This is a genomic window from Pseudoalteromonas sp. CF6-2 (assembly GCF_021729425.1).
GTDB classification, from domain to species: domain Bacteria; phylum Pseudomonadota; class Gammaproteobacteria; order Enterobacterales; family Alteromonadaceae; genus Pseudoalteromonas; species Pseudoalteromonas arabiensis.
In genome coordinates, this window is sequence record NZ_CP091443.1 from 345,229 (window position 1) to 369,517 (window position 24,289).

Genomic DNA, 24,289 nt, shown 5'->3' on the forward strand with positions numbered 1-24,289 from the left:
TAACCTTTAGCTAATTATTTAACACCTATTTCTACTGTCATTGTACTTTCTTCAGATTGGCCAACATAATAAAAAACATAATCCTGCCATGCAGCATCAGAACGCAATTGCTCTGCAATCAGAATCGCTTGCTCAATTGATTCTGAGTCTTGCTCTGCCGTCAAATCTAAGTGGCAAAGTGTTTCTCTACACTCTACATTTATAAGGTCTAATTTGGCTAGTTGCTCATTTGAAGAGAAAAGGTCGTTCAATTTAAATGTCATTTCATCAGCCCATTCATAGTTCACCTCTTGCTCGTCAAAAGGGACTTTCTCAATGTTCTTAGGGCTTTTATCTATAACAATATCACTGCTGGTAATGACTGGTTGCTCTCTTTTTTCAGTGGTCTTGCTATCCAACAGCGTTGTCGTTTTCATATTAGTTGATTCTAGCTTGACATCATTATTTATGTTTGTGAGTTTTTTACTTTTAGCAGCTACATCTTTATGTTCAACTAAAACTGAGTTTTCATCTTTTTTATTTTCCTTTAACTTAGTGACTTCATTTGTTTGCCCCATAAAATAGATACATGAGAGTACTATCCCCAGAAATACAATGACTAATTTAATTTTCATATCCCCCAGCTAACTCAAAATAAAGTTTTCACAATATATGATGTATTGATGTAAATTTTAAGTCTGTTATTACTTTTATAATGAGTAATCTAAAAAATCTTATTTAATACACTAACACCAATTAAAAAAGATAGTTATAAAATTATACGATAAAAGCTCTTAGTGTAACCTTTTCAGTAGGATAGGCTTTCATTAAGAAAGCTTTTCTTAATGGTATTTATAAACATCATATTGTATTGAAACTTAGCTTCTATAAGCTACCTACGGAACACTGATTACAGTAATTACTTATCATTTCAGCCTAAAAATGTAAGCATTGGTATTTATTTTAGGGGTGAAAATAAAACGAATACCGTAAAGAAAAAGGGTATTAATTTATTTAATACCCTTTAAAGTTAATTAATCATCGTTTTTACATTTATCAATGATAGGTAGGTAGCGTAGTACTTTCATGTTTGGATCAATCACGACATGATCAGCTTCTTTTAATGTGATACGCAGCTCTCCTTTATCCATTTGGTATATTTTCTCTATGCCATTTGTCGAAATAGGAACTGGCATTGGGAAACGTTCAGCTGCAATTTGTGGATGTTGCCAGCTCAATGTTAACGTATCGCCGTTATATGTTTCTGTTAATTCAGGTAATTCAGCCTGCTTAAGATACATATTAAAAAACCATTGATAGTCTTTTTTGGTTAAACGATTAATTATGGCAATAAACTCGTTTGTATTACGATAACGAGGTGCAATTGGGTATGTTAATGACGCTGTGTTATTCACACCATAAAGAAGCTCTCGTGTTGCTTGCCAAAATACGTCTTCACCCACAAGCCAGCGAAGAGTGTGTAATGTCCAACCACCTTTGCCATATATATCGGAGTTAAACGCTTGGTCTGATGTAATTTGTCCATCAAGTACCACTGGTTCACAGTTTTTCAGCCCAAGGTAAGCTGAGTACATGCTGTGTTTATACGCTGCGTCACCAAATTTATATAAGCTGTAACTGGGTTGCATGTAAAAACCAAACCCCTCATGCAGCCATGCATCATTGAGCTTTTCATGGGTCATTAAGTTGCCAAACCATTCATGAGCCAGCTCATGTTGCAGTAACCAATCATAACCATTTGGATCACGCTTGTATTTTTTACCATACGCGTTGACTGTTTGGTGTTCCATGCCTAAGTGTGGCGTCTCAACAAAACCTAACTTTTCACCGCCCCATGGGTATGGACCAAGCATCTTTTCAAAAAACGTAACCTGCTGGCGTAAATCATTTTCGATAAGCTCTCGTGCTTTTTGCTCATTTTTTTTGAGAGACCAGAATTCGATAGGTACAGTCGCGCCATTCACACTGGTATAATCCGTTTGAATACGCGTGTAAGGGCCAATATTAAGTGCAATGTTATAATCACTGGCAGGCACCGATAACAACCAATCAAACTGTTGTTTATTGCCCCCAACAGGCTTCACTTCTTGTAATACGCCATTAGTCACCGCACTCAGCCCTTGCGGTACTGTTAGACGAATGCGCATACTGTCTGCTTTGTCTGCAAAATGGTCTTTACATGGCCAGAATAAGTCGCAACCTTCTCCTTGCACAGCGGTTGCTATCCAAGGTTCACCTTGCTCTGTTTTTGAAAATACGAACCCGCCATCCCAAGGGGCATTTTTAGCTATATGAGGAAACCCTTGATAGGCTACAGCAACACTAACCACACTGTCTTTTTCTTGTTGCTCACCTAAATCAACACGAATTACACCGCCATCTCGCTCATATTTAAGAGCCTCGCCTTTTGAGCTCACCTCATTAATTGTGAAGCGACTATCCAATTTTAATTCTACAAATTGAGTGGCTGCTAGCAGTTTAAAGTCTGTTGTAGCAATACCTTTAATACGTTTGTTATCAGGAAATACCTCAAGTGCCAAATCGTAGTGTTTAACATCACTTTTAAGTGCAATCGCCGATAAAGCTTGCCCTGTATCACCAATAACAGGATCTAATGCAATAGGTTTTGAACTACACGCGGCTAGCACAGCCGATGCTACGAAAGTAGTGGCTACTTTAACAAATTGATTTACTTGCAAAATACTTTTTCCTTATCGTTATTTTTATCAATTTAAAATGGCATGAGCAATTATTTATTACTAAAATTTGCGATGAAATTCAGACCTATATTAAAAACAGATAGAGGTGATGCTCTGGATATGTAGAGTATCTAAGCCTAGGACTTTTAAAGATAATCGTGGTATGTTTTTCAGCGTATCTAATTATTAAAAAGGAATTTATGCTATGAATAGCAAACTTCTTGCAGGAGGCGCAGTCGCTATTGTCGCTGGCGCGTTCCTCTATTCACAAAGTAATACAAGCGTTAATGTAGAGTTGTCGCAACTTCAGCACGTCCCTGCCGACACGCCAATTTTTTACGGTCAATTAAAACCATTTCCGTATGCAAAATACTTTGAGCTTATGCCGAGTGCAATGAAAGGCGGCAACGATTTAACGCCCGTTGTTACTCAGCTAAGAACAAGTGGCGATCCAAATGCCCTCTTTATTGCCGCGCTTTTAGAAAAGTACCAAACATCGTTAACGTCATATGACACGTTCAAGTCTACATGGGGATTCAGCGATGAATCTATGGGATTATTTTACAGCCAAGGATTAATGCCGATATTTCGTATTAAAGTGGGTGAGCAAACTGCACTTTTAAATAGCATTAAAGAGTCTGCTGATGAAGCGGGTATTGCCTACTCTGATGAGTCTTCACAAGGTGTCACTTACACACAATTTGCACTCACTTTAGATGGTATCGATGATATTCATCTGATTGCATCTGCAACAGATAATTGGGTAACACTCACTTTGAGTAGTCCTTTAACAAACGAGCAAGACTTACGAATTGCTTTAGGGGTTGAAAAGCCTGTTAAATCATTAGCAGATACCGATCAACTGGCAACGCTTATCAATACTTTTTCATTGGATGGAAATTCTGTAGGCTATGTTGATCATCAACGGATTGCTAACGCCCTTACTGGTAAAGAAAACTCTCGCTTACATCAAATGCTAAAAGAGTTACTTAATAAAGCCCAGCAAGGTAATGCATTAGCGGCTATTTCAACCCCTGAATGCCAAGATGACATCGCCAGCATTGCCGCTAAATGGCCTGCAACTGTGTCGGGGACGACAAAAACACGTATCACTACTGATTACGCCAACTTTGATGTAAAAGCTGTTCTACAAAGTACAGATCAAGACTTACTAAATACTCTACAAGCAATACGTGGCTTCGTGCCAAAACACACTACACAACTTGACGGTCAAGTTTTAAGTGTTGCCTATGGTGTTGATGTCGCAAAAGTAATGCCGCTTGCCAATACACTCACGGGTGCAATTAAGTCAGCTGAGTTTAACTGTGGCCCAATTGTCGCACTACAAAATGAAATGCAAGATGTGAGCACTGCAGGGCTTGCCATGATGTCAGGCTTTGCAAATGGCGTACAAGGCATGAGTGTGAGCGTTCAGGATGCTGCATTTACTATTGATGACTACCAAGGGCCACAAATTGATAAGCTTGATGCTATCGTTACCCTATCAGCTACCGATGCCCATGGTTTGTATTCGATTGCGCAAGGTTTTGTCCCACCACTTGCTAATATAAAACTGCCTGCCAATGGTGATGTGGTGCTGATCAACGAATACATTCCCTCACCAGTGCCACTTGACTTTGATATTAAAATGGCGCTAAAGGGCAATCATATCGTGATTTTCACTGGTGATAAGTCAGCACAGGTTGCCGATACTCTAGAGTCGCAAAGTGTCACTAAAAATGGCTTTGTTAATATGGCATTTGACGTTCAAAAAATTCTTTTACCTTTGCTAGATAGCGTTGCAGCAACCGGTCAATTAAGTGATGAGGAAATGGCTGAACTTGATTCACTACGTCATCAACCTGTTAGTGTTTATTTTTCCACCGACATCACTGATAACGGTATTAACATGGAAAGCAGTGTACAAATCACAAAAGAGTGATTAATTGAATTAAATACACAAAGAGCGCAATTTAGCGCTCTTTTTTTACACTCTCTTTCAGTACTATAAGCCCCATTTCATTTAAAAGTGTATTAATGCAGCTCGCTAATGATGGTAAATCAGTTGTTTCTTGATTAACACTTCATGTTTAACTCACTGTATATGTAGATAACTAAAGACTATACTTGTTCCATTAAATGTACATGTTGAGGTTATTATGAGAATCGTATCTTTTACTGAAGCTAAAAATGGTCTCAAAGCTGTTTTGGATGGTGTAGTTAATGATGCTGATACAACAGTTATTACCCGCCGTGACTCTGAAGATGCCGTGGTTATGTCTTTGGATTACTACAATAGCCTCATGGAAACAGTTCACTTATTACGTTCACCTAAAAACGCTGAACATCTAATCCGTTCGATTGCACAGTACCGTGCTGGTAAAACAACAGCACGAGAGTTAATTGATGAATGATAGTCAACGATTACTGTCGTGGACTGATGACGCATGGGATGACTACCTATATTGGCAATACTCAAGACAAGAAAACACTCAAGCGCATCAACAAACTCATTAATGATGTTAAGCGCTCACCATTTGAGGGCATAGGAAAACCAGAGCCCTTATAAGAGAACTTATCTGGTTTTTGGTCTCGTCGTATTGATGACACCAACAGACTTGTCTACATAATCGATGATCAAGCGATAACGATAATTTCGTGTCGTTACCACTATTAAATCTGGCGCTAACAAAGCTATTATGAGTGATTACTCAGTGTCGGCTTTCTCAGATTGATTTGGTTGCCATTTAAGTGAGTTGTTAGTGTCTCGACTATTGCAAATGGTGTCGTTAGAGCTTTCGATGCCACCGAGTTTGGCAAGTCGATCGTAGAGCACAACATTGCAGGTCGCGGCTAGGTTCATACAACCTATTGTTGGCACATACACTACTTCATCACACCACTTCAGCACGTCCTTACTGACCGAGCCATCTTCAGGGCCAAACACATAGAATGCGTTTTCAGGATGCTTAAATTCAGGCAGTGGCGTTGCACCTTCAACCAGCTCAATCACCACCGTTGTTGCACCTTCAGGCTTGGCTTGTTCTAGGCTTTCAACTTGGGTTAGTGGAATATGCTCAAGCACATTTTTGGTATCTGTGTGGTATTTATTGGCGCGTAAATAGCGGCTACCAGTAAAAAACACTTGCTTGGCATTATAACACCCAGCGGCGCGTAGCACCCCACCCACATTCGTTGGGCTTTTTGGGTTTAACAGGCCAATGCTGGCTTTAAAGGCGCTCATTAATCGATGTCTCTGGTTGGCCACTCGGCCACGTATAGGTCAAAGTCATCTAGGTCAACATCACAGTCTTTCACTGTTTTGTCACGCACAGAAATACCTAGCTGATGCATCATATCTTTACTGCCACCGTTCAGTAATGGGTGCCAAGACGCAAGGCCACGGCCTTCGTAAAGGCGACGGTAGCTACAGCTTTGCGGCATAAAAAAGATATCTTTGAGGTTTTCTTTAGTGAGCTTTACACATGAAGGCACCAAGGTTTGGCGGTTAGCATATTCGCTACACCCACAGGTGTCGTTGTCTAGGTATTGGCAAACGATATTAGTGAAAATAAGTTCTTCACCCTCGCGTAGTTGATCCGTTGCGGTAAATTCATCTTCGTCTTCACTGTCGATAAATGTGTTTAAACAACATTTACCACAGCCGTCACAAATGGCTTCCCATTCGGGTTGTGACATTTTCTCAAGCGAGCGCTTAAGCCAAAATTGATCTTCTAACATGGTATTACTCAAAGCCCCTAAACAGCGCGCATTCTAGCGTAAAGCCAGCATGCGCGCAAAGTTTAGCGAGTTTGAGCTATTACTTTTGCTCGTTAACCCAACGCTTAATTTTTTCTTCAAGAATAGGCATTGGTAATGCGCCATCAATCAGCACTTGCGTATGGAAGGCTTTAATGTCGAACTTATCGCCTAGCTCTTTACTCGCGTAGTCACGTAGTTCTTGAATTTTGAACTGACCTAACTTGTACGATAGCGCTTGGCCAGGCCATGCAATATAACGCTCAACTTCGGCGATAATGTCACTTTCGGCCATTGATGAGTTAGCCAACATGTAATCAATACCTTGTTGACGTGTCCAACCTTTCGCATGAAAACCAGTATCAAGCACTAAGCGCATTGCACGTAATTGCTCATCCGATAAACGGCCGTACCACATGTAAGGGTCGGTAAATAAGCCAAGTTCTTTCCCTAAGCTTTCTGCATACAATGCCCACCCTTCTGCAAATACCGTGTAACCACCAAACTTACGAAACAGCGGTAATCCTTCTATTTCTTGTTGCAAGGCAATTTGAAAATGATGGCCTGGTGCCGCTTCGTGAATAGACAGGGTTTCAAGTAAAAACTTAGGCTGTGCTTTTAAATTAAAGGTATTGATATAAAAAATACCTGGGCGTGAACCATCTGGTGCTGGCGACTGGTAAGATGCACCCGCAGCAGATTCTGCGCGGAAGTCTTCAACTGCTTTTACTATATAAGGCGCTTTTGGCGCAATATCGAACATTTGCGGCAGCTTAGCGTCGATTTTTTCTTTTACTGCTTCATACGCAGCAATTAGCTCTTCTGGTGTATCGTAGTAAAACTCATCTGAAGTTCTTAAGTGCTCAAAAAACGCTTTTAAATCGCCTTCGAAACCCACAGTCTCTTTGACTTTTTTCATTTCAGATAAAATACGCGATACTTCGCTTAAGCCAATGTCATGAATTTCATCGGCGTTTAGGCTCAGCGTTGTATGCTGCTTAATTTGATACTCATACCATGCTTTACCATTTGGTAGGTCGCTATAACCAATGCTTTCGCGAGCATTAGGTATGTATTCGTTGGCTAAAAAGTCAGCCATTTTTTGATACGCAGGCACTAGACGCTCGCTGATCATCACGGTGTACGCGCTTGTTAGCTGTGCTTTTTGTTCGTCGCTGAAAGACTCAGGCAACTGAGCAATTGGCCCCCAGAATAATGACTCTTCTGGTTTTTCTACAATATGAGTTTGAAATTGTGGTAATAGTTTTTCAGCAAGCGGTTTAGGAAGAACCACTTTATCTTTCATGCCTTGGCGCATTGATTGCTCAACACTGTCTAACCACGCAATAAAGCCATCGGCACGTTTTTCAAATGCTAGATAATCTTCAACCGTGTTAAAAGGCTGTGCGCTTTGCCCAGAGCCTAACGCAGCAAAGGTATTATGCGCCCCGCCCATTTGGTTAATTGGCATTAAATAACTTGGAAACTGCGCGCCTTCAATCGCAAGGTCTAAATCGCGGGCTAGAATTTCGTAGCTTAATAATGACTGACCTGTTAATTGCGCTTTGTCGATATTTGCTAGTTTGTTTTTGTATTCTTTAACAAAATTAAGCTGCTCGTCACGGTTTGCTTTATTGATAGGTGCAATAAATTGGTCGTTATATTCGCTACGACCAATGTAAGTGCCGCCGATAGGGTTAAACTGTAAACCATCTTCAAAGTAATCGGCTAATAGTGTGTCGAGTTGCGCTGCGGGTGCTTCTGCTTGCGTCGTAGTTTGTGCGTTTTCAGTCGTCGGCTTTTCATTTTTAGAAGCAGGTTCGTTACAACCAACTAATGCAAATAGAACTGCCGAACTGATTATTGCTAATTTTATATTTTTCATTCTTTCCTTGCCCTGATAGTGATTACAGATAAATTATGCGGCTTTAGCTTGCTAATAAGCAAGTATCCCTGCAATTTATCGCAGTTTATTTACACTATGCAAAGTGGTTGCTAGAGTTGCGATTCGACTATCTAACTTTGAATAAAAATGAAAAAGACTCTGCTATCAATAAGCCTTGGCTTAACGGGCTTTATATCAATGAATATAAATGCTGCAACCTATATATCTGCAAAAGAAATGGTTGATGTTCATTCAGGAAAACTGATTAAATCACCACTTATTAGTATAGAAAACGGTCAAATAACAAGTGTAGATAGTAATAAAGAACCACGCCTAAAAGAGGGTGATAAACATATACAGTTGCCTGAACTAACTTTAGTACCAGGTTTAATGGATATGCATGTGCATTTAACGAGCGATCCAACTGTGCCACGCAGCGAACGAATTGGCCAGTCTATTCCACGTAAAGCGATTAAAGCGGCACACTTTGCAGAAAAAACCTTATACGCTGGATTCACTTCTCTTCGTAACTTAGGTGCAGAAGGCTACAGTGTGATTGCTGTACGTGATGGTATTAATGCAGGCGACATTGTTGGCCCACGTATTTGGGCAGCAGGGCCGTCTTTAGGTGTTACTGGCGGTCACTGCGACAACAACCGTTTACCACCAGAAATGAAATACACCGCCGAAGGCGTTGCTGATGGCCCGAGGGCTGTGCGCGCTAAGGTACGCGAAAACATTAAATATGGTGCCAATGCGATTAAGTTTTGCGCAACAGGTGGGGTTTTCTCAAAAGGCACTAAGGTAGGTATTCAGCAGTATTCACAAGATGAAATGAACGCCATTGTGAACGAAGCACACCTACGCGGCCTAACTGCTGCGGCACATGCACATGGTACGAGTGGTATAAAAGCCGCAATCATTGCTGGTGTAGACAGTGTTGAACACGTTAGTTTTGTTGATGACGAAGCCATTAAACTTGCTAAAAAACATGGTACTTGGTTCTCAATGGATATTTATAACACTGAGTACACGCTTGCCTTCGGTGAACAAAACGGGGTTGCAGAAGAAAACCTCAACAAAGAGCGCCAAGTATCTAAAAAGCAGCGTGATAGTTTCAGCCGTGCCGTTAAAGCGGGTGTGAATATGGTATTTGGTACCGATGCCGCAATTTACCCACATGGCGATAACGCTAAACAGTTTTCGCGTATGGTTGAGTTTGGTATGACGCCACTGCAGGCATTACAATCAGCGACTATTAATAGCGCTAAACTGCTAAAAGTGGATGATCAACTTGGTCAAATCAAAAGCGGCTTCTTAGCCGACATCATTGCGGTTAAAGGCAACCCGCTTGAAAACATTGCCGTACTGGAAGATGTAAAATTTGTAATGAAAGACGGCAAAGTCTATAAATAAATTGATTTTCTGGCTTCTTATTTAGAAGCCAGCACTCCCCTTTTTTAACAATTCACCGCTCACAAGTTAAATAAATTTTAACGAAACATCTCTTTTTTGTATTAAAACGAAAAAATACCTAATTTAGATAAATAAAACTTGAAATGAAAATAGCTCGTATTATCATTGCCGAAAATTTTCGACAAATTCCCCATAATAATGACATATAAATACTCAATTTTAGCCCTTGCCTGCTTAAGCGCATTCAATGCAAACGCCAACGATTTAGACTCAGTTGAACGAATTACCGTTTACGACAAACAAAATCGTGTGGTACTTGAATCTGGCCTTGCCACTAAATCAAATATGACCTTAATGGAAACGCCAGCCCCAGTTGTGGTTGTTGATCAAGAGCTTATCAACTCGCAAGGCGCTACAAATCTACAAGACTTAGTACGTAACATCAGTGGTGTAACCCAAGCGGGTAACAACTACGGTATTGGCGATAACTTAGTGATCCGCGGTTTAGGTGCTAACTATACCTACGATGGCATGTACGGCGGTGCAGGCCTAGGCAACACCTTTAACCCTACACGCTCAATGACCAATGTTGAATCTGTAGAAGTACTTAAAGGCCCTGCAACAGGCTTATATGGTATGGGTAGCGCAGGTGGTGTTATCAACCTAATTGAAAAGAAACCACAATTTACTGAAAAGCACACGGTTAATGCAGAGCTTGGTCAATGGGATAGCTACTCACTAGGCTTTGATAGCACAGCGGCATTAACCGACAACCTTGCTTATCGCGTTAACGCAAAAACCGCTCGCAGCGAGGGCTACCGCGACTTAAAAGACGACCGTGACGAAATTTATGGCGCGTTAAAATATGTACTAAGCGACAAACAAGACATCATGATTTCTGCCGCTTATATCAAAGATGCCATTGCCGTTGATTCAATTGGCCACCCTATTCGTATTTTTAACAGCGACTCAGTAAATGGTAAAACCGCAGGTGAAGTAACCGCTGCCGATTTAATTAACGATGCAACGGCAAAAGGCCTGCAACTAACCGATCAGCAACGTCAACAATTAGCAGACTCACTGGCAGCAAATGATGGCCTAACACCTTATACCTTTGGCCATAATGGTATTATTTCGCCAATGGCAAATGATAACGAAGGCGAAGAGCTACGCTTTAAGTTAACCCATAACTACTTCATTACTGATAATTTATTTTTAAACCAGCAACTACAATACCGTAATTACGAATCGAGCTTTGCCCGCCAAACGGGTGCTTATAACTACGTTTATTGGAACCGCAAAGGCGTGATCAATGCCGACCCGCGCGCTCCATTAGTGGTTGATGACGTACTTTACCCATTTGCCGCTCGTCGCCAAGAATACCGCCAAGTAGAAGCTGACGAAAAATCATGGCAATACTTTGCTGACTTGCGTTATGACTTTAGTTTTGCCGGAATCGATAACGAGCTACTGGTAAACGCCAATTACGAAGACCGCGATATTCGTTTTAAACAATACTCTATTTACGATGCCGACAAGATCATTAAAAACAAAGATGGTGAGGTTATTTACCAAGGTCAATTACCTTACATTTTTGATATTCGTAACCCGAACTGGGGCGAAGGCAGCTTTTACGATTACGACCCGCTAAAAACCAGCAATTACAACAAAAAAGTTCAAGCTTGGGGTGTGGGTATTCAACATGTTGCCTATATTCACGACACTTTCACAACCCGTGTAGGCGTTGCGTTTAACCGTATTAAACAAAGCTACGAACACTTTGGTGTTGATGCGCGCTATCGTGCCAGTGCAGCCGAGCCAACACCAGAAGCAGATACATCAGACAGCGGTATGACCTACAACCTTGGTGCAACCTACAAATTTAGCGATGATATTTCGTTCTTTGTAAATCACTCTAAAGGTCGTACAGCATACAGCGTACTTGGTAGTGTATCGGGTAACGAAGCTGACCGCGATGACGCCGAATCAGTCAGTAACGACATTGGTATGCGTGTAAAAGCCTTTGACGATCAACTACTGGCATCACTAGTGGTATTTGATAGTGCACGTACAAACCTTGAGTATATTAACCCTAGTTACGAGGATGGTGTATCTGATGCCTCAGTGCCAAAGAACTTTTACGATGGTGAAGAGCAAACTAAAGGTGTTGAGCTTGATTTAAATGCCGATTTAAACGAGCAGTGGAAACTTAACATCAACGCGGTATATCAAGACGCTCGCGATAAGAAAGATCCTAACTCATCAACCTTCGATGACCGTCAAAAAGGTGTGCCTTATGTAACAGCCAGCAGCTGGTTAAGCTATGACGCTAAATGGTTTGATTTAGCCGAGCCACTTACAATTAGCGCAGGCTTACAATATGTTGATGACCGTAGTACAAACGCTGACTCTTTTGGTATTCCTGATGGCTACGTACCGAGCTACACGGTGTACGACGCCGCAATTCAATACCAAACAGATGATTGGAAACTACAGTTAAACCTAAACAACTTGTTTAACAAAACTTATTACTCAAAAGCAATGTTCTTAGGCGGTATGCCAGGCGAAGAGCGTAATGCTAAATTAACCTTTAGCTACACACTTTAATTGTGAATTGATAACAAAAAGCGCGGCTTAGTTAAGCTGCGCTTTTTTGTTTAGTAAGTAGTTTGAGTAGTGGCTTGCTTTTGGACATAAATGAGTTAGCGACGAAGGAGCGCAAGCCAAGCGTTTTGCGTCCTTTTGAGTAACTTGTTATACGTTTTTATGCCACTTTAATGATTTAATTACTATTAACGCTTCATTACTAACTTTTAAATGTTTAAATGACTCTTCGTTTTCTTGAGCGTTGCCAACCATTTTGAAGCGTTCATTTAGCAGATATACAAGTTCCTCTGACATTTTTTTGATATTTTCATCTGAGGAATCTTCAATATTTAGCTTATTTTGTTGAATCAAAGCTTCTAGGAAAACGCTACAAGTTGCTCTTTTATTTTGAAACGAAGCTTTCTGCCACGCCATAGCATTTGCTGATTGCAAATTGCCACCAACTTGCCAGTATCCAGAATCAAATTTAACAGATTTCTCATGAGAGATTTCTACAGCTAATTTTTCAAACTCGGGAGTTGCTTCAGAGCAACCTGTAATTAATAGGGTAAGTATCAATATCCTTAAATTCATAGTCATTCCTTGATAAACGTATAACGCCAGCCGTAACCGGCGTATTTGTAGTGAGCGCAGCGAACGGAAAATGCGTCCGAGTTTACGGCCTTGTTAGCCATTTTTTTCCTTCTGCAAGTACACTGCGAAACAAACCACGATTAATGCGAAACCACACAATACCTCAAATACGGTAAGAAATTGAGGGAACCAATGAACCGGAGTGATATCTCCATAACCAAGTGTGGTTATCGTAACCCCACTAAAATATCCAGACTCCCAAATACCTTCGGGATTCTTGCAATCTTTCCAAAATGTTTCCGGTGTAAGCAAATACAAGATCGCGAAATTCACTATCAGTTCGAAATAGCTACGAAAGGATAATGCCAACCTATCGTGGTTTTGCAACGAACTCCCTTTAATATGACGAGATATCCACTGATGGACAAAAAGCTTATTTTTTATTCTTACTAATGATCGTGGCCACCACTTCCCTCTACTTTCGGACTTTTTTTCCGATACCTTGTCGAGTGCATCTCTAAGAAATGCCACATATATTTCACTGCACCTTGAGAGTAAAAAAATGCTCCAAATTGCAATTACCCAATTGGACGAAATGAAATCTTCCCAACCAGCGGTTAGTGATACCTCTATTATCAGAATAGCGAGTACCGACAATAGAGCAAAAAGAAAATAGACCCAGTTGAGCAGCCTTATTACTTTCGCCTTATTCACGTCTTGCTTGAGAAGAGATGCCATCCAATACGTTGGTGAAATAAGGCCGATTATCAAGATGCCTATTTGCAATGCTCAACTCCGTTTTTATGGCTAACAATTTTATAGTGCGCCCGTCGCGCATCTTTCTGCCGATGTTACGCGCAGGTATTAATAAATCTATTTTTAACAAATAACGTAATGCATTGCCAATTCTAATTTTTTATTGGCACTAAAGATATTCTGAAAAAGAAAATGCGCTCGTCGCTCATTTTCTTGAATATGGAAGCACAACAACAAAACTGTGTATTAATACAGTTATTTATGTCATCACCAACATAAAAGTTAGTGGAATATCAGATTGTGGAGTAGAGCCAATATCATTAGGTGAATCACTGTATCTGATAGCTCAAAGGTGATCTATAGAGTAATTACGTTAACTCATTTTGGGGCAATAACGAGTCACAGCTCCCTGCTTTTTAACAAACGAAAAACTGTCAGATTCAATTGAATCATTCAACCAAACCTGACAGTACTTGTTAAAAAGCTCAACTTAAAGCGTCATCACAATTCGGCCTGTGATATCGCCTTTTAGCATGTCGTCAAAAATATCGTTGATATCTTCGAGGCGTTTTTCTTCAATAATGGCCTTAACTTTACCTTTGGCTGCAAAGTCCAGGCATTCTTGTAAGTCTTTACGCGTGCCTACGATTGAGCCCACAACAGACACACCATTTAATACGGTATCGAAAATTGGCAATGGCATCTCTTCTGGTGGTAAACCTACAAGCACGCATTTACCGCCACGGCGTACACTTTTGTAGGCTTGCTCAAAACCTGGTTTTGATACTGCTGTACACACAACACCATGAGCACCACCCACTTGCTCAAAAATGGTTTCTGATGGTACTTGCTTCATAAAATCAATAGTGATGTCTGCACCAAGCTCTTTAGCAAGGTTGAGTTTACTTTCACCAGTATCAACGGCAATTACATTAAAGCCCATCGCTTTTGCGTACTGCACCGCTAAGTGACCAAGGCCACCCACACCGACTATAGCAACCCAATCACCTGCTTTTGCACCCGTTACTTTTAATGCCTTGTACGTCGTAACACCGGCACAAAATAATGGCGCAGCTTCTGCAAAGCCTAACCCGTCTGGTACTTTTACGACAAAGTCACCATGTGCAACACAATACTCAGCGTAACCACCGTCTATTGAATAACCTGTATTGTGCTGCTCAAGACACAAGGTTTCTTTACCTTCTAAGCAGTAGTCACAATGCCCGCATGCACTATACAGCCAAGGGATCCCTACTCTATCGCCCACAGATAAGTGCTTTATATTAGCCCCTACTTTTTCAATTGTACCGACCCCTTCGTGACCAGGTACTAATGGCATTTTAGGTTTTACAGGCCAATCTCCATGGCATGCATGTAAATCAGTGTGGCACACACCGCACGCCGCTATTTTAACTAACACGTCGTTTATCCCTACCTCAGGGCATGGAATATCTTCAATAGTCAGCTTACCTTTGTATTCTTTATTAACTGCAGCTTTCATAACGTTCCTCCTTTGTTTTATTTTAATTGAGCACTTTGAGCCTATACGATAACGCAAACTATTGTCACCAATATTGATACAGATCAAACTGTTTATTTTTTGTTCGATTTCAATTTTCCTGTTTAACACTTAGTAAAATCAACGGACTAGCTCAAAATTTAGACTTTAGTCGCGTAACATCGAATAGTGGCTATTTCTTTTAGTTATACCAACACCGTGCTAGCATTAAATTTCTGAAGTTTTTGAATACAAAAAATTATGAGCCTATCTGAAAAAAATTTAGCTTTTGTAATGCACTGCGGTGAAATGGGTAGCCGTTGGGGCTTTAATCGCACTATTGGTCAAATGTGTGGTTTACTCACCATTACTAAAGAGCCCATGACCGCCAATGAAATTGCCGATACCTTAAGTATTTCACGTGGTAACGTGAGTATGGGCATTAAAGAACTTCAGTCTTGGCGTTTAATCAAGGTGCATCATATCCCTGGCGACCGTAAAGAATACTACGGCCCTGCCGGCAGTATTTGGGACATGGCCAACCGCGTATTCGAAGAGCGTAAAAAACGTGAGATAGACCCGACTCTTAGCTTACTTCGCGATAATATTTTAGAAGAAGCCCACAACGATGATGAGCGCTTTGCTCAGCAGCAAATGCAAGAAATTCACGACCTACTCGAAACCGTTACAAAATGGTCGGCAGAGCTACAACGTTTGAGCCCTGAACAACTCCAAAGCCTAATGAAACTCGGTTCAGGTATTGGCAAGGTACTCGATTTTAAAGATAAGATTTTGAAGAAGCCCGGAAAGGGTGAGAATTAATGGGCGCTAGATGGAATCAAGGTATTGGCATACGTATGCTAGGTGATGACTGGTTATGTAATGTGTCAGTTGGAAAAGCCGTTAAAATAACATTACCTTGACTGTAAAGACGTTGATGCATTGCAAAAAGCATTCAAGGTAAAGGTTTAAAATCTGAAATTAAATAATAAAAAGAAATTAAATGAATTTAATAAAATACTTAACGATTTTTCTAGTGACACTGCCTATTGCCTCTTTTGCAGATACTTCGGGGTGCAATATCTCTGGTACTTGGAAGCATGCAGATAAAAATGCGTGGCTTGAATTAGATTTATCAAGCAAGACCATAAAAGTAAAAGAGCATGAAGATAATCCTAAAGCAAATGGCTACACGGTCATAAAAGATATAAAACTTATCACAGAGCTTAACTATTCTGGCTATATGTATCATGCAGCTAATGATAACTATGTTGCCGTTGAATTAGTGCATAACAATTGCAAAGAGATTGTTGTTTTATATAACAAGGATAAGATTCTCACATTACACAAAGAGTAATGGAGTAAAGAGATATAAATCATCAGGCTCAGTAAAACTAAGCCTGACAGAAAATAGCTATAAATTACTTAACCGCTGGGTAACCGATGCGATCTGATAAGTAACCAACACTGGTTGCAAAGTAATACGAGCGATTCCAGTGCATCAGTGCTTTGTAGTTATCGTAGGCTAAGTACATACGGCCATTTACATCATCTGGCATCACCATCGCAGCGGTAACATCAACGTTTGGTAAGTCGCTACCATCCATTTTTCGAACACCGATTGCTTGCCAGTCAGCAAGACTGCGCTCAGAGTCTTTCCAGTACTCTAACCATTGGCTGCGCGTTTTAGTGCCACGTTTAAGAATGTTTGCGTTATCAAAGTCTTCAGGTAATTTAACTTGACGACCCCAAGTTAAATCATCGTTCCAACCTGCTTGCTTTAAATAATTAGCGATTGAAGCAAATGCGTCTTCTTCTGTGGTCCAAATATCTTTGCGGCCATCACCGTTGTAATCAACAGCGTAAGCGTTAAATGAGGTTGGCATAAACTGCGTTTGACCCATTGCACCAGCCCAAGAACCTTTGAACTTATCAAGGGTAATGTGACCCTCTTTTAAGATATCAAGCGCTGCCCAAAGTTGATTTTTGTACATGGTTTCGCGGCGGCCATCAAAAGCAAGTGTGACTAATGATGCAATCACACTGTGACCACCTTGGATTTTACCAAAGTTACTTTCAAGGCCCCAAAGTGCAACAATAAAGCGCGCTTGAACGCCGTATTCTTTGGCTACTTTTTCAAGAACCTCTTGGTTTTCTTTGTATAGTTTACGCGCGCGGTCAATTTTCCATTGCGGCACACGTTTTGGTAAATAGGTTTCGAGGGTTTCTTTTACTTCAGGCTGATTTTTGTCAGCTGAAATGACCTTCTTTTTAAATTTAGCCGTTGCGAATGCTTGCTCGATTAAGGCTTGATCATAGCCTTTTTCTGTCGCTTCATTTTTTAATGCAGCAACGTATACGTCGAAGTCAGCTTGTGTTTTTTCCTCTGCCAATACAGATGTGCTTAATGAAGCACTTAGTAGAACTACGGCAAGTTTTTTAATCACTCTCAACTCCCTTGTCTTTTTTAAATTGGGTTAACAGGTTTTCTTCTGGCGGTGGTAATTGCAAGTAGAAACCTTGGTCAATTAACGCTTGCTTAACCGTTTCTAAGTCTGCCAAACCTAACTTTTCACGACTAGCAAGATTAATTATCATCACATACTGTGGTTGACCAAATGTGTCCATTAAAGGTTCAGGAACACGCGTAAAATCATCTCTTTTTTCTACAAAAAGGTAGGTATCCGCTTTTTTCTTACTTTTATACACCGCAGTTAGCATTATGGCCCTATAATATCTTGCTTAACGAGGGCGCACACTATAACATGACTCTTATAAGAAGATTAAAAATTTCGGTTAGATTTTTACTGTATACGCCTTGTTCAGCCTGCGTTTATTTAAAAAAGAGCTAACCAAGACAATTCAATTGAGCATGTATGTCGGAACAAATTTTTGAACTAAAAGGGAACCTTTTTACTTTATCTGTGTTGCATCTATTTTCAGCAGATACCTCTCTTTTAAGTAAGCAGTTAGATGAAAAAATAGCCCAAGCACCTAAGTTTTTTGCAGGCGCGCCCATCGTAATTAACTTAAGTGATGTACAAGGTGACTCGTTTGATTTTTCTTTCTTAAAATCAATGCTTACCAGTCTATCGTTTAACCCTGTTGGTGTGTGTAATGGCAGCCAAGAGCAAAACGAAAACGCCAAAGCGGCAGGCTTATCAGTCCTAAATTATTCACAGGACGTTAAGGGAGCAACCGCTAAACAACAAACAAATACATCTATCGTTGAGAAAACCGTTCACCTACCTGCACAAGTGATTCACGGCACAGTTCGCTCTGGTCAGCAGGTCTATGCAAAAGATCGTGACCTTATTGTTATTGGTGCGGTTAGTCATGGCGCAGAGGTGATTAGCGACGGTAATGTTCATATTTATGGCACATTGCGCGGACGTGCAATTGCAGGTGCTAAAGGCTACAACGAAGCACAAATATTTTGCCAAAAATTAGAAGCAGAACTTGTTTCAATTAATGGTAGTTATTGGATCAGCGATTCCCTACAAGGTGAACACTGGGGCAACGCAGTACAAATCCAACAAAAAAATGATTCATTAGAAATTTCAGCTTTGGTTAAAGGATAAATCTCATGGCAAAAGTAATTGTCGTTACTTCTGGTAAAGGTGGTGTTGGTAAAACCACATCGAGTGCTGCAATTGGCACAGGTTTAGCGCTTAAGGGCTTTAAAACCGTTATTATCGACTTTGATATTGGTCTACGTAATCTTGACCTTATTATGGGTTGTGAGCGCCGTGTTGTTTATGACTTTGTAAACGTAATCAATGGTGAAGCTAACTTAAATCAAGCCCTTATTAAAGATAAGCGAGTTGATAAGTTACACATTTTACCTGCGTCACAGACACGTGATAAAGATGCCTTAACCCGTGACGGTGTTGAACGTGTACTAAATGATTTGAAAAAAGACTTTGATTACATCGTATGTGATTCGCCAGCGGGTATTGAAGCGGGCGCAATGATGGCAATGTATTTTGCTGATGAAGCAATTATAACAACAAATCCTGAAGTATCATCAGTACGTGACTCCGACCGAATTTTAGGTATTTTGCACAGTAAATCTAAGCGTGCTGAAGAAGGCCTAGAAAGCGTTAAAGAACACTTATTATTAACACGTTATAACCCTGAGCGTGTTGAAAAAGGCGAAATGCTATCAGTTGAAGATGTGCAAGAAATTCTTGCGATTAAACTTTTAGGTGTTATCCCTGAATCACAAGCGGTATTGAGTGCATCAAACTCTGGTCAACCAGTGATTTTAGACGGTGAATCAGATGCAGGCCAAGCCTATACTGATGCAATTAATCGTCTACTAGGTGAAACTGTCGATTTCCGCTTTTTAGATGTAGAGAAAAAAGGCTTATTTAAACGGATTTTTGGAGGTTAATGTGTCTTTACTTGACTACTTCCGCTCAGAGAAGAAAAGCAGTGCGTCATTAGCAAAAGAGCGATTGCAGATCATTGTCGCACACGAACGCTCACAACGTGGTACACCTGATTATCTGCCACAGCTAAAGCAAGATATTCTTGATGTAATACGCAAATATGTGAATGTAAATACCGATGCTGTTCAAGTTCAGTTTGATCAAAATGAAGATGACTTAGCAGTACTTGAGTTGAACGTGACTCTGCCAGAAGAAGAAAAGAAATAGTCAAAATTGGGCGCTTTGTTAATGCTAACAGCGCCCTTTTTTATTTCTGCCACTGCATATGAAACTCATAGTCGTCTGCACCTAGCGTTTTGAATCCTGCCCGTTGATATAGCCCATACGCTGGGTTTGCTTTTAGCACCGTTAAGTTAATTTCTGATGTTTGTGCTTTTAGTGCATTTAACACCTGAGTGCCTAGCCCTTTGCCCTGCTGTTTGGGTGCTATTTGTAGCTGTAATAAACTGATTGTTTTGTCACTAACAATGAACTTAGCAGCGCCTACACATTGCCCATCATTTAACACTAAGTGGCTGTGTTCAAAGTGTTCTGCCACTCTTGCTTGGTGTTGTTCAAGTGATAAAAATAACCCTTGGTTCTCAAGGTGTCCAACCATGGTATTTAACCTTAAGTCGAGTAAATAGGCTTTGTCTTGCTCGGTAGCCGCTACAAATTCAATCATTCTTGTCTTAAAAAAGAAAAAGGTACTTTAGTAAAAGTACCTTTTTAGGTTGCAACAAACAACATGTCGGTTAGAAGTTATAATTTGCGCCTAGGTAAAAGCGACGACCCGAATACTGGTTATAGGTAAAGCGATTACTCTGTTTCCAATAACCTTCTTCAAGCTCTTCTGTTAGGTTTACTACAGATGCAGTAAATGAGAGCTGCTCAGTTAGATTATATGATGCATTCACATCTAGCTGACCATAGTCTTTGGTGTAAAAGTTATATCCTTTGTGTATGCCGTTAGCACGGTCATCTTTCCAGTTATAAGAGGCACGAACGCTAAAATCATCGTTCTCAAAATACACTGAAATATTATATTGATGCTTAGCTGTACCTGGTATTTCAGCATCTGTTTTTTGCCCGTCTGTTGAGACTTCGCTGGTGCTGGTATCTGTGTAGGTGTAGTTAGTTAAAATACCAAAACCATTATCAAACGAATGCTGAAAGAACAGCTCTAAACCCTCTGATTTTGCTTCGCCGCCCCCTACTTTGGTGTTCATTTCAACTTCAATTGGGCCATTACAGCAATCATGCTCTCGCTGCACAATTTCGAGAGTGGAGATTGGTAGGTTTGAGATATCTTTTGAAAACACCGTCGCCCCTAACGCAGAACCTTCCCCATAATACCACTCGACACCTAAATCGAATTGATCAGACAACATAGGGTCAAGACCTGTATTCACAGATGTTCCTCGGCCTCGTCCTGTCCATGAGTCCGGCGAGTTTATATTCACCGGAGGACCATAAGTTTCAGACTGGCTTAAATCTGAATAACTAATTCGTGACATGGTTCGTGCCGCAGCAAAACGCACAACTAAATCTTCTGTAGCATCCCAAGCGAGGTTAAAACTTGGTAAGACTTCGCCATCATCACTGCTACGCTCATTTGGGTCGGTATCATTATTGTCTTGGCCAATCACTTCATCATACGTAAGTGTTGTCAGCTCAGTATTAACATAACGTACACCCAAGTTACCGCGAAAGTTTTGCCATTCAAAATCAGCTTGGGTGTAAACAGACCAAATTTTCTCTTCAAGGGCATAAGTACCCGAAAGTGACGGTACAACAGTTCGACTAAAATTGTCTTTTAAGTAATTATCAAGGGCATTGAAATCAAACGCTAAAAAGTTAAATGCGCCTGTATCCCCTGCGCTATTATCCACCACATGATCGCTCACCAGTGTTGGTGCATCTGGGTGAAAATCAGGATTATGGAACCACTCTGTACCTGGTAAATAGCCACGGTAACCGCCGTTGTCAGCTATGCCATCATCCCAACGAAAATCATTACGCATCCCTTTAATTTCGTGGTCGCGATATTTGCCCCCCACATACACACGGGTAAAAAAGCTGCCATCAAGGTCAAATTTTACGTCTGTTTGAATGTAATTTTCAGAGTCTTCATTTTCAGATGAGTAAGAGTCAAACCAATCATAGTATTGATACGCTTCTTTATCGGTGGCTAAATCTGTAGATACTTCGTAAGATGGCTTGCCCCCTTTTGTTGACCAATGCCAGCTATTTACAGAGCCAAGGCGAGCATCAATATTTGCATAGGTTTCTTTTGATGTACCACCGTCAGCTTTTGTATGTCCAAGCTTTAACGTAATGCTGTATGCATCACCATAATAAGTACCTTCAAAATCAAATGTATTAGACTTTGATTCACCAAAACGCTCACGACCCGTTAGTTGAGGCGACAATAAACCACGGCGAACCGGCACGCCGCCGTTTACATCGGCATCACCCCAGTTATTCTCATTCAATAAACCATTGTCACCATTACCATAAGCAACGACTGTGTCGCCATCTAATTCGACACCAAAATAGGGATTGTGATTATCATTCCACTCGGCAAAGAACACTTCTTGTCCGACTTGGTCATAACTTAATTTTGCACCAAAATAATTAAAGCTCAGATCTAAACGGTCTGTTGGCATCCATTGAATAGCAACTTGATAACCATCACGGTCACGATCTTGGTCTGCGTTTTTCACATGTATGCCAGACGATGCCCAAACATTATCATAAACTTCACCTGTAGCTTGGTCTACAATAGCTGGTTGATCTGCATCTTCCGCCGAATCAGAGTAAAAACGCCAACCAAAAGACTCATTTGAAACAGTAACCACACGTCTTTCTTGCCGTGTAAAGCCTGCTAAAATACCGAAGTTTTCCTCATCGTTTTTCCATGAGTACAATACATTCACTTGTGGTTTTGTGTCCTCAGACACATCATCGTAAGTCACCTCAGCGCTTAGCGCCCCTGAATTTGCTTCCATTTCAAGTGGTTTACGGGTGTGTAATATAACCGTGCCGCCAATACCGCCTTCATCAATACGAGCTTCTGCACTTTTGTACACTTCTACACTTTTGATCATGCTTGATGGCAATAGTGTGTAGTTGAAACTGCGTGCAGGACTCCCTGTGCCAGACGAAGCAATATAGTTACCGTTTAATTGGGTGAGAGTCCAATCTGGTGACGTACCACGAATGCTGACACGACTACCTTCGCCACCATCGCGATCAATGAGTACACCTGATACACGTTGTAATGAATCAGCGACGTTTTTATCAGGAAATTTACCAATATCTTCTGCGGTAATTGCATCAACCGTGGCAGCTGAAAGTCGTTTAATTGCTAAGTTCTCTGCGGTTGATGAACGAATACCACGTACTTCAATCACTTCTACGTCTTCATTCGCTTGTTCAGCGGCGTAACCTGTGTTGATTGCCGAGAGTAACGAAATCACAATTGCATTACGTTTAAAATGCCGTCCTTGCTCTTTTATTTTTATTACACTTTGCTTGCCCATGCTCATCTCCAGTTGTGTGTTCTGCACGCTTTATGAGATCTATACATCTCATAAAACATTTTATTGTTATCGGTTTAAACTGATTATTGGGAGTTAATAGCTTGTTAAACTCAGTTTCAGAATAGGGGGAGCGGTCAAAAAGTGATAATAAAAATTCGGTGACCGATATAACAAAATCGGCGCAAGGAATATTTTATATTCATTTTTATATATTCTACTTTATAGTTAACCTTATGTTTTATGTGCGTAAACCAAAGTTTCAAAGAACACACCGTAAAATATAAGTAATTGATAAAAATAGATTAAAATACATAAAATACTTTCTGATAAAACAAGTGAAATAAGTGACTAGAAACTAGGTGTAATAGATATGGTAAAAACACAACTATGAACAATGGTAAAATCCTTGAAGTCTGTCTAAATGAAAGCGACTTAAAGCAACTTGCAAACAACGTTTTTACGGCTTGCAACTTAGGCGCAAAGCGCTTTGAGCTATGCAGCAATTTACACCTAGGAGGCTTAACACCCAGTATTTCAGCAATTGAATGCGCATTGAAAAGCCTGACCAGAAATACCGAGCTATTAGTAATGATACGACCAGAAGCTGGCAATTTTACTGTTCGTACTGAGTGTCATAAATTAATGGAAAAACAGATAAAACTCGCAGCTAATCTAGGGGCACATGGGGTAGTATTGGGTGCAGTCAAACAAGGAAAACTTGATTTAAACGTGACTCGCTCTTTAGTTGCCACAGCTAAACAGCATGGCTTAATGGTGACCTTTCACCGTGCATTCGATACCCTTACAAACCCGTTATGCGCACTTGATACACTCATTAGCTTAGGAGTTGACCGTATATTAACATCAGGCACGCCGTGGCAAAGCGGGCAAAGTGCCGTTGATGGTCTAAATCAGCTCAACACATATTTAGCGCAGAGCGCCAATCAAATAGAAATTGTTATGGGTGGCGGCGTTACCCTAGAAAACGCGGAAGCTTTTTGGCAATTAATAAGAAACCATTCAGCAAATGCATCTGTGCATGTACACTCTTGCGTGCATAACGCACAAGGTGCAATTAACGCTGAGGCTATCTATAAGCTACTTTCAAAGGATTAAGC

21 protein-coding genes and 1 pseudogene are annotated in these 24,289 nt (G+C 40.6%); 11 read left to right on the forward strand and 11 right to left on the reverse strand.

What is annotated here, in order from left to right; genetic code table 11:
* Positions 1-14: 14 nt before the first annotated feature.
* Positions 15-614 (reverse strand): hypothetical protein, encoded by a 600-nt coding sequence (locus tag L3Q70_RS18290; RefSeq protein ID WP_237115659.1) that lies wholly within the window; start codon positions 612-614, stop codon positions 15-17.
* Positions 615-1,013: 399 nt separating this feature from the next.
* A complete protein-coding gene (locus L3Q70_RS18295; protein ID WP_237115660.1) occupies positions 1,014-2,699 on the reverse strand; it encodes a M1 family metallopeptidase in 1,686 nt (561 codons plus the stop codon).
* Between the two features lie 205 nt (positions 2,700-2,904).
* Here L3Q70_RS18295 and L3Q70_RS18300 point away from each other — a divergent pair, with 205 nt between their 5' ends.
* The 3 genes and pseudogenes from L3Q70_RS18300 (at position 2,905) to L3Q70_RS18310 (ending at position 5,376) form a co-directional block, all read left to right on the forward strand.
* Positions 2,905-4,641 carry a hypothetical protein gene (locus tag L3Q70_RS18300; protein WP_237115661.1) on the forward strand — a complete coding sequence of 579 codons (1,737 nt, stop codon included), beginning with the start codon at positions 2,905-2,907 and terminating at the stop codon, positions 4,639-4,641.
* A 217-nt stretch (positions 4,642-4,858) separates the two neighbouring features.
* Complete coding sequence (locus L3Q70_RS18305) at positions 4,859-5,113, forward strand: type II toxin-antitoxin system prevent-host-death family antitoxin (RefSeq protein ID WP_237115662.1); 255 nt, start codon at positions 4,859-4,861, stop codon at positions 5,111-5,113.
* Positions 5,106-5,376: pseudogene (locus L3Q70_RS18310) on the forward strand (Txe/YoeB family addiction module toxin). The gene L3Q70_RS18305 and the pseudogene L3Q70_RS18310 overlap by 8 nt, the downstream one beginning before the upstream one ends.
* A gap of 30 nt (positions 5,377-5,406) precedes the next feature.
* On the opposite strand, the gene L3Q70_RS18315 reads toward L3Q70_RS18310, so the two are convergent.
* The 3 genes from L3Q70_RS18315 to L3Q70_RS18325 form a co-directional block, all read right to left on the reverse strand.
* A complete protein-coding gene (locus L3Q70_RS18315) occupies positions 5,407-5,943 on the reverse strand; it encodes an RNA methyltransferase (protein WP_237115663.1) in 537 nt (178 codons plus the stop codon).
* The gene (locus L3Q70_RS18320) at positions 5,943-6,440 is read right to left on the reverse strand and encodes a YcgN family cysteine cluster protein (RefSeq protein ID WP_237115664.1); all 498 of its coding nucleotides are present in this window, start codon (positions 6,438-6,440) and stop codon (positions 5,943-5,945) included. The genes L3Q70_RS18315 and L3Q70_RS18320 overlap by 1 nt, the downstream gene beginning before the upstream one ends.
* Before the next feature lie 79 nt (positions 6,441-6,519).
* A complete protein-coding gene (locus tag L3Q70_RS18325; RefSeq protein ID WP_237115665.1) occupies positions 6,520-8,343 on the reverse strand; it encodes a DUF885 domain-containing protein in 1,824 nt (607 codons plus the stop codon).
* 147 nt (positions 8,344-8,490) lie between these two features.
* Here L3Q70_RS18325 and L3Q70_RS18330 point away from each other — a divergent pair, with 147 nt between their 5' ends.
* Positions 8,491-9,759, forward strand: coding sequence for an amidohydrolase family protein (locus L3Q70_RS18330; protein WP_237115666.1), 1,269 nt, complete (start codon positions 8,491-8,493; stop codon positions 9,757-9,759).
* Between the two features lie 195 nt (positions 9,760-9,954).
* Complete coding sequence (locus L3Q70_RS18335) at positions 9,955-12,366, forward strand: TonB-dependent receptor (protein WP_237115708.1); 2,412 nt, start codon at positions 9,955-9,957, stop codon at positions 12,364-12,366.
* Positions 12,367-12,513: 147 nt separating this feature from the next.
* On the opposite strand, the gene L3Q70_RS18340 is transcribed toward L3Q70_RS18335, so the two are convergent.
* On the reverse strand, positions 12,514-12,939 hold the full coding sequence (locus L3Q70_RS18340) for a hypothetical protein (RefSeq protein WP_237115667.1): 426 nt from the start codon (positions 12,937-12,939) through the stop codon (positions 12,514-12,516).
* Positions 12,940-14,185: 1,246 nt separating this feature from the next.
* The gene (adhP, locus tag L3Q70_RS18345) at positions 14,186-15,196 is read right to left on the reverse strand and encodes an alcohol dehydrogenase AdhP (protein ID WP_062568053.1); all 1,011 of its coding nucleotides are present in this window, start codon (positions 15,194-15,196) and stop codon (positions 14,186-14,188) included.
* Between the two features lie 258 nt (positions 15,197-15,454).
* Here adhP and L3Q70_RS18350 point away from each other — a divergent pair, with 258 nt between their 5' ends.
* Both L3Q70_RS18350 and L3Q70_RS18355 read left to right on the forward strand, forming a co-directional pair.
* Complete coding sequence (locus L3Q70_RS18350; protein ID WP_237115668.1) at positions 15,455-16,015, forward strand: MarR family transcriptional regulator; 561 nt, start codon at positions 15,455-15,457, stop codon at positions 16,013-16,015.
* 181 nt (positions 16,016-16,196) lie between these two features.
* A complete protein-coding gene (locus L3Q70_RS18355) occupies positions 16,197-16,550 on the forward strand; it encodes a hypothetical protein (RefSeq protein WP_237115669.1) in 354 nt (117 codons plus the stop codon).
* Between the two features lie 64 nt (positions 16,551-16,614).
* Here the strand turns inward: L3Q70_RS18355 and L3Q70_RS18360 are convergent, their stop codons facing one another.
* Positions 16,615-17,640 carry a lytic murein transglycosylase gene (locus L3Q70_RS18360; RefSeq protein WP_237115670.1) on the reverse strand — a complete coding sequence of 342 codons (1,026 nt, stop codon included), beginning with the start codon at positions 17,638-17,640 and terminating at the stop codon, positions 16,615-16,617.
* On the reverse strand, positions 17,633-17,914 hold the full coding sequence (locus L3Q70_RS18365; protein ID WP_062568056.1) for a YcgL domain-containing protein: 282 nt from the start codon (positions 17,912-17,914) through the stop codon (positions 17,633-17,635). Before L3Q70_RS18365 ends, L3Q70_RS18360 begins: the two co-directional genes overlap by 8 nt.
* 155 nt (positions 17,915-18,069) lie before the next feature.
* Between L3Q70_RS18365 and minC the strand changes: the two genes are divergently transcribed.
* The 3 genes from minC to minE are packed head-to-tail and all read left to right on the forward strand — an operon-like array spanning position 18,070 to position 19,854.
* Positions 18,070-18,774 (forward strand): septum site-determining protein MinC, encoded by a 705-nt coding sequence (gene minC, locus L3Q70_RS18370; protein ID WP_062568057.1) that lies wholly within the window; start codon positions 18,070-18,072, stop codon positions 18,772-18,774.
* Positions 18,775-18,779: 5 nt separating this feature from the next.
* Positions 18,780-19,589 (forward strand): septum site-determining protein MinD, encoded by an 810-nt coding sequence (minD, locus tag L3Q70_RS18375; RefSeq protein ID WP_062568058.1) that lies wholly within the window; start codon positions 18,780-18,782, stop codon positions 19,587-19,589.
* A gap of 1 nt (position 19,590) precedes the next feature.
* Complete coding sequence (minE, locus tag L3Q70_RS18380) at positions 19,591-19,854, forward strand: cell division topological specificity factor MinE (RefSeq protein WP_062568059.1); 264 nt, start codon at positions 19,591-19,593, stop codon at positions 19,852-19,854.
* A gap of 40 nt (positions 19,855-19,894) precedes the next feature.
* Here minE and L3Q70_RS18385 read toward each other — a convergent pair whose 3' ends face one another.
* Both L3Q70_RS18385 and L3Q70_RS18390 read right to left on the reverse strand, forming a co-directional pair.
* Complete coding sequence (locus L3Q70_RS18385; protein ID WP_237115671.1) at positions 19,895-20,311, reverse strand: GNAT family N-acetyltransferase; 417 nt, start codon at positions 20,309-20,311, stop codon at positions 19,895-19,897.
* A gap of 70 nt (positions 20,312-20,381) precedes the next feature.
* Entirely contained in the window at positions 20,382-23,171 is a 2,790-nt protein-coding gene (locus tag L3Q70_RS18390; protein ID WP_237115672.1) for a TonB-dependent receptor, read from the reverse strand.
* Between the two features lie 387 nt (positions 23,172-23,558).
* Here L3Q70_RS18390 and L3Q70_RS18395 point away from each other — a divergent pair, with 387 nt between their 5' ends.
* A complete protein-coding gene (locus tag L3Q70_RS18395; protein ID WP_237115673.1) occupies positions 23,559-24,287 on the forward strand; it encodes a copper homeostasis protein CutC in 729 nt (242 codons plus the stop codon).
* The last annotated feature ends 2 nt before the right edge of the window (positions 24,288-24,289 follow it).

Excerpts from the sequence above, each read along its gene's own strand:
- L3Q70_RS18290 (WP_237115659.1), bottom strand. The coding sequence starts at position 614 with ATGAAAATTAAATTAGTCATTGTATTTCTGGGGATAGTACTCTCATGT.
- L3Q70_RS18300 (WP_237115661.1), top strand. The coding sequence starts at position 2,905 with ATGAATAGCAAACTTCTTGCAGGAGGCGCAGTCGCTATTGTCGCTGGC.
- L3Q70_RS18305 (WP_237115662.1), top strand. The coding sequence starts at position 4,859 with ATGAGAATCGTATCTTTTACTGAAGCTAAAAATGGTCTCAAAGCTGTT.
- L3Q70_RS18315 (WP_237115663.1), bottom strand. The coding sequence starts at position 5,943 with ATGAGCGCCTTTAAAGCCAGCATTGGCCTGTTAAACCCAAAAAGCCCA.
- L3Q70_RS18320 (WP_237115664.1), bottom strand. The coding sequence starts at position 6,440 with ATGTTAGAAGATCAATTTTGGCTTAAGCGCTCGCTTGAGAAAATGTCA.
- L3Q70_RS18325 (WP_237115665.1), bottom strand. The coding sequence starts at position 8,343 with ATGAAAAATATAAAATTAGCAATAATCAGTTCGGCAGTTCTATTTGCA.
- L3Q70_RS18330 (WP_237115666.1), top strand. The coding sequence starts at position 8,491 with ATGAAAAAGACTCTGCTATCAATAAGCCTTGGCTTAACGGGCTTTATA.
- L3Q70_RS18340 (WP_237115667.1), bottom strand. The coding sequence starts at position 12,939 with ATGAATTTAAGGATATTGATACTTACCCTATTAATTACAGGTTGCTCT.
- adhP (WP_062568053.1), bottom strand. The coding sequence starts at position 15,196 with ATGAAAGCTGCAGTTAATAAAGAATACAAAGGTAAGCTGACTATTGAA.
- L3Q70_RS18350 (WP_237115668.1), top strand. The coding sequence starts at position 15,455 with ATGAGCCTATCTGAAAAAAATTTAGCTTTTGTAATGCACTGCGGTGAA.
- L3Q70_RS18355 (WP_237115669.1), top strand. The coding sequence starts at position 16,197 with ATGAATTTAATAAAATACTTAACGATTTTTCTAGTGACACTGCCTATT.
- L3Q70_RS18365 (WP_062568056.1), bottom strand. The coding sequence starts at position 17,914 with ATGCTAACTGCGGTGTATAAAAGTAAGAAAAAAGCGGATACCTACCTT.
- minC (WP_062568057.1), top strand. The coding sequence starts at position 18,070 with ATGTCGGAACAAATTTTTGAACTAAAAGGGAACCTTTTTACTTTATCT.
- minD (WP_062568058.1), top strand. The coding sequence starts at position 18,780 with ATGGCAAAAGTAATTGTCGTTACTTCTGGTAAAGGTGGTGTTGGTAAA.
- L3Q70_RS18385 (WP_237115671.1), bottom strand. The coding sequence starts at position 20,311 with ATGATTGAATTTGTAGCGGCTACCGAGCAAGACAAAGCCTATTTACTC.
- L3Q70_RS18390 (WP_237115672.1), bottom strand. The coding sequence starts at position 23,171 with ATGGGCAAGCAAAGTGTAATAAAAATAAAAGAGCAAGGACGGCATTTT.
- L3Q70_RS18395 (WP_237115673.1), top strand. The coding sequence starts at position 23,559 with ATGAACAATGGTAAAATCCTTGAAGTCTGTCTAAATGAAAGCGACTTA.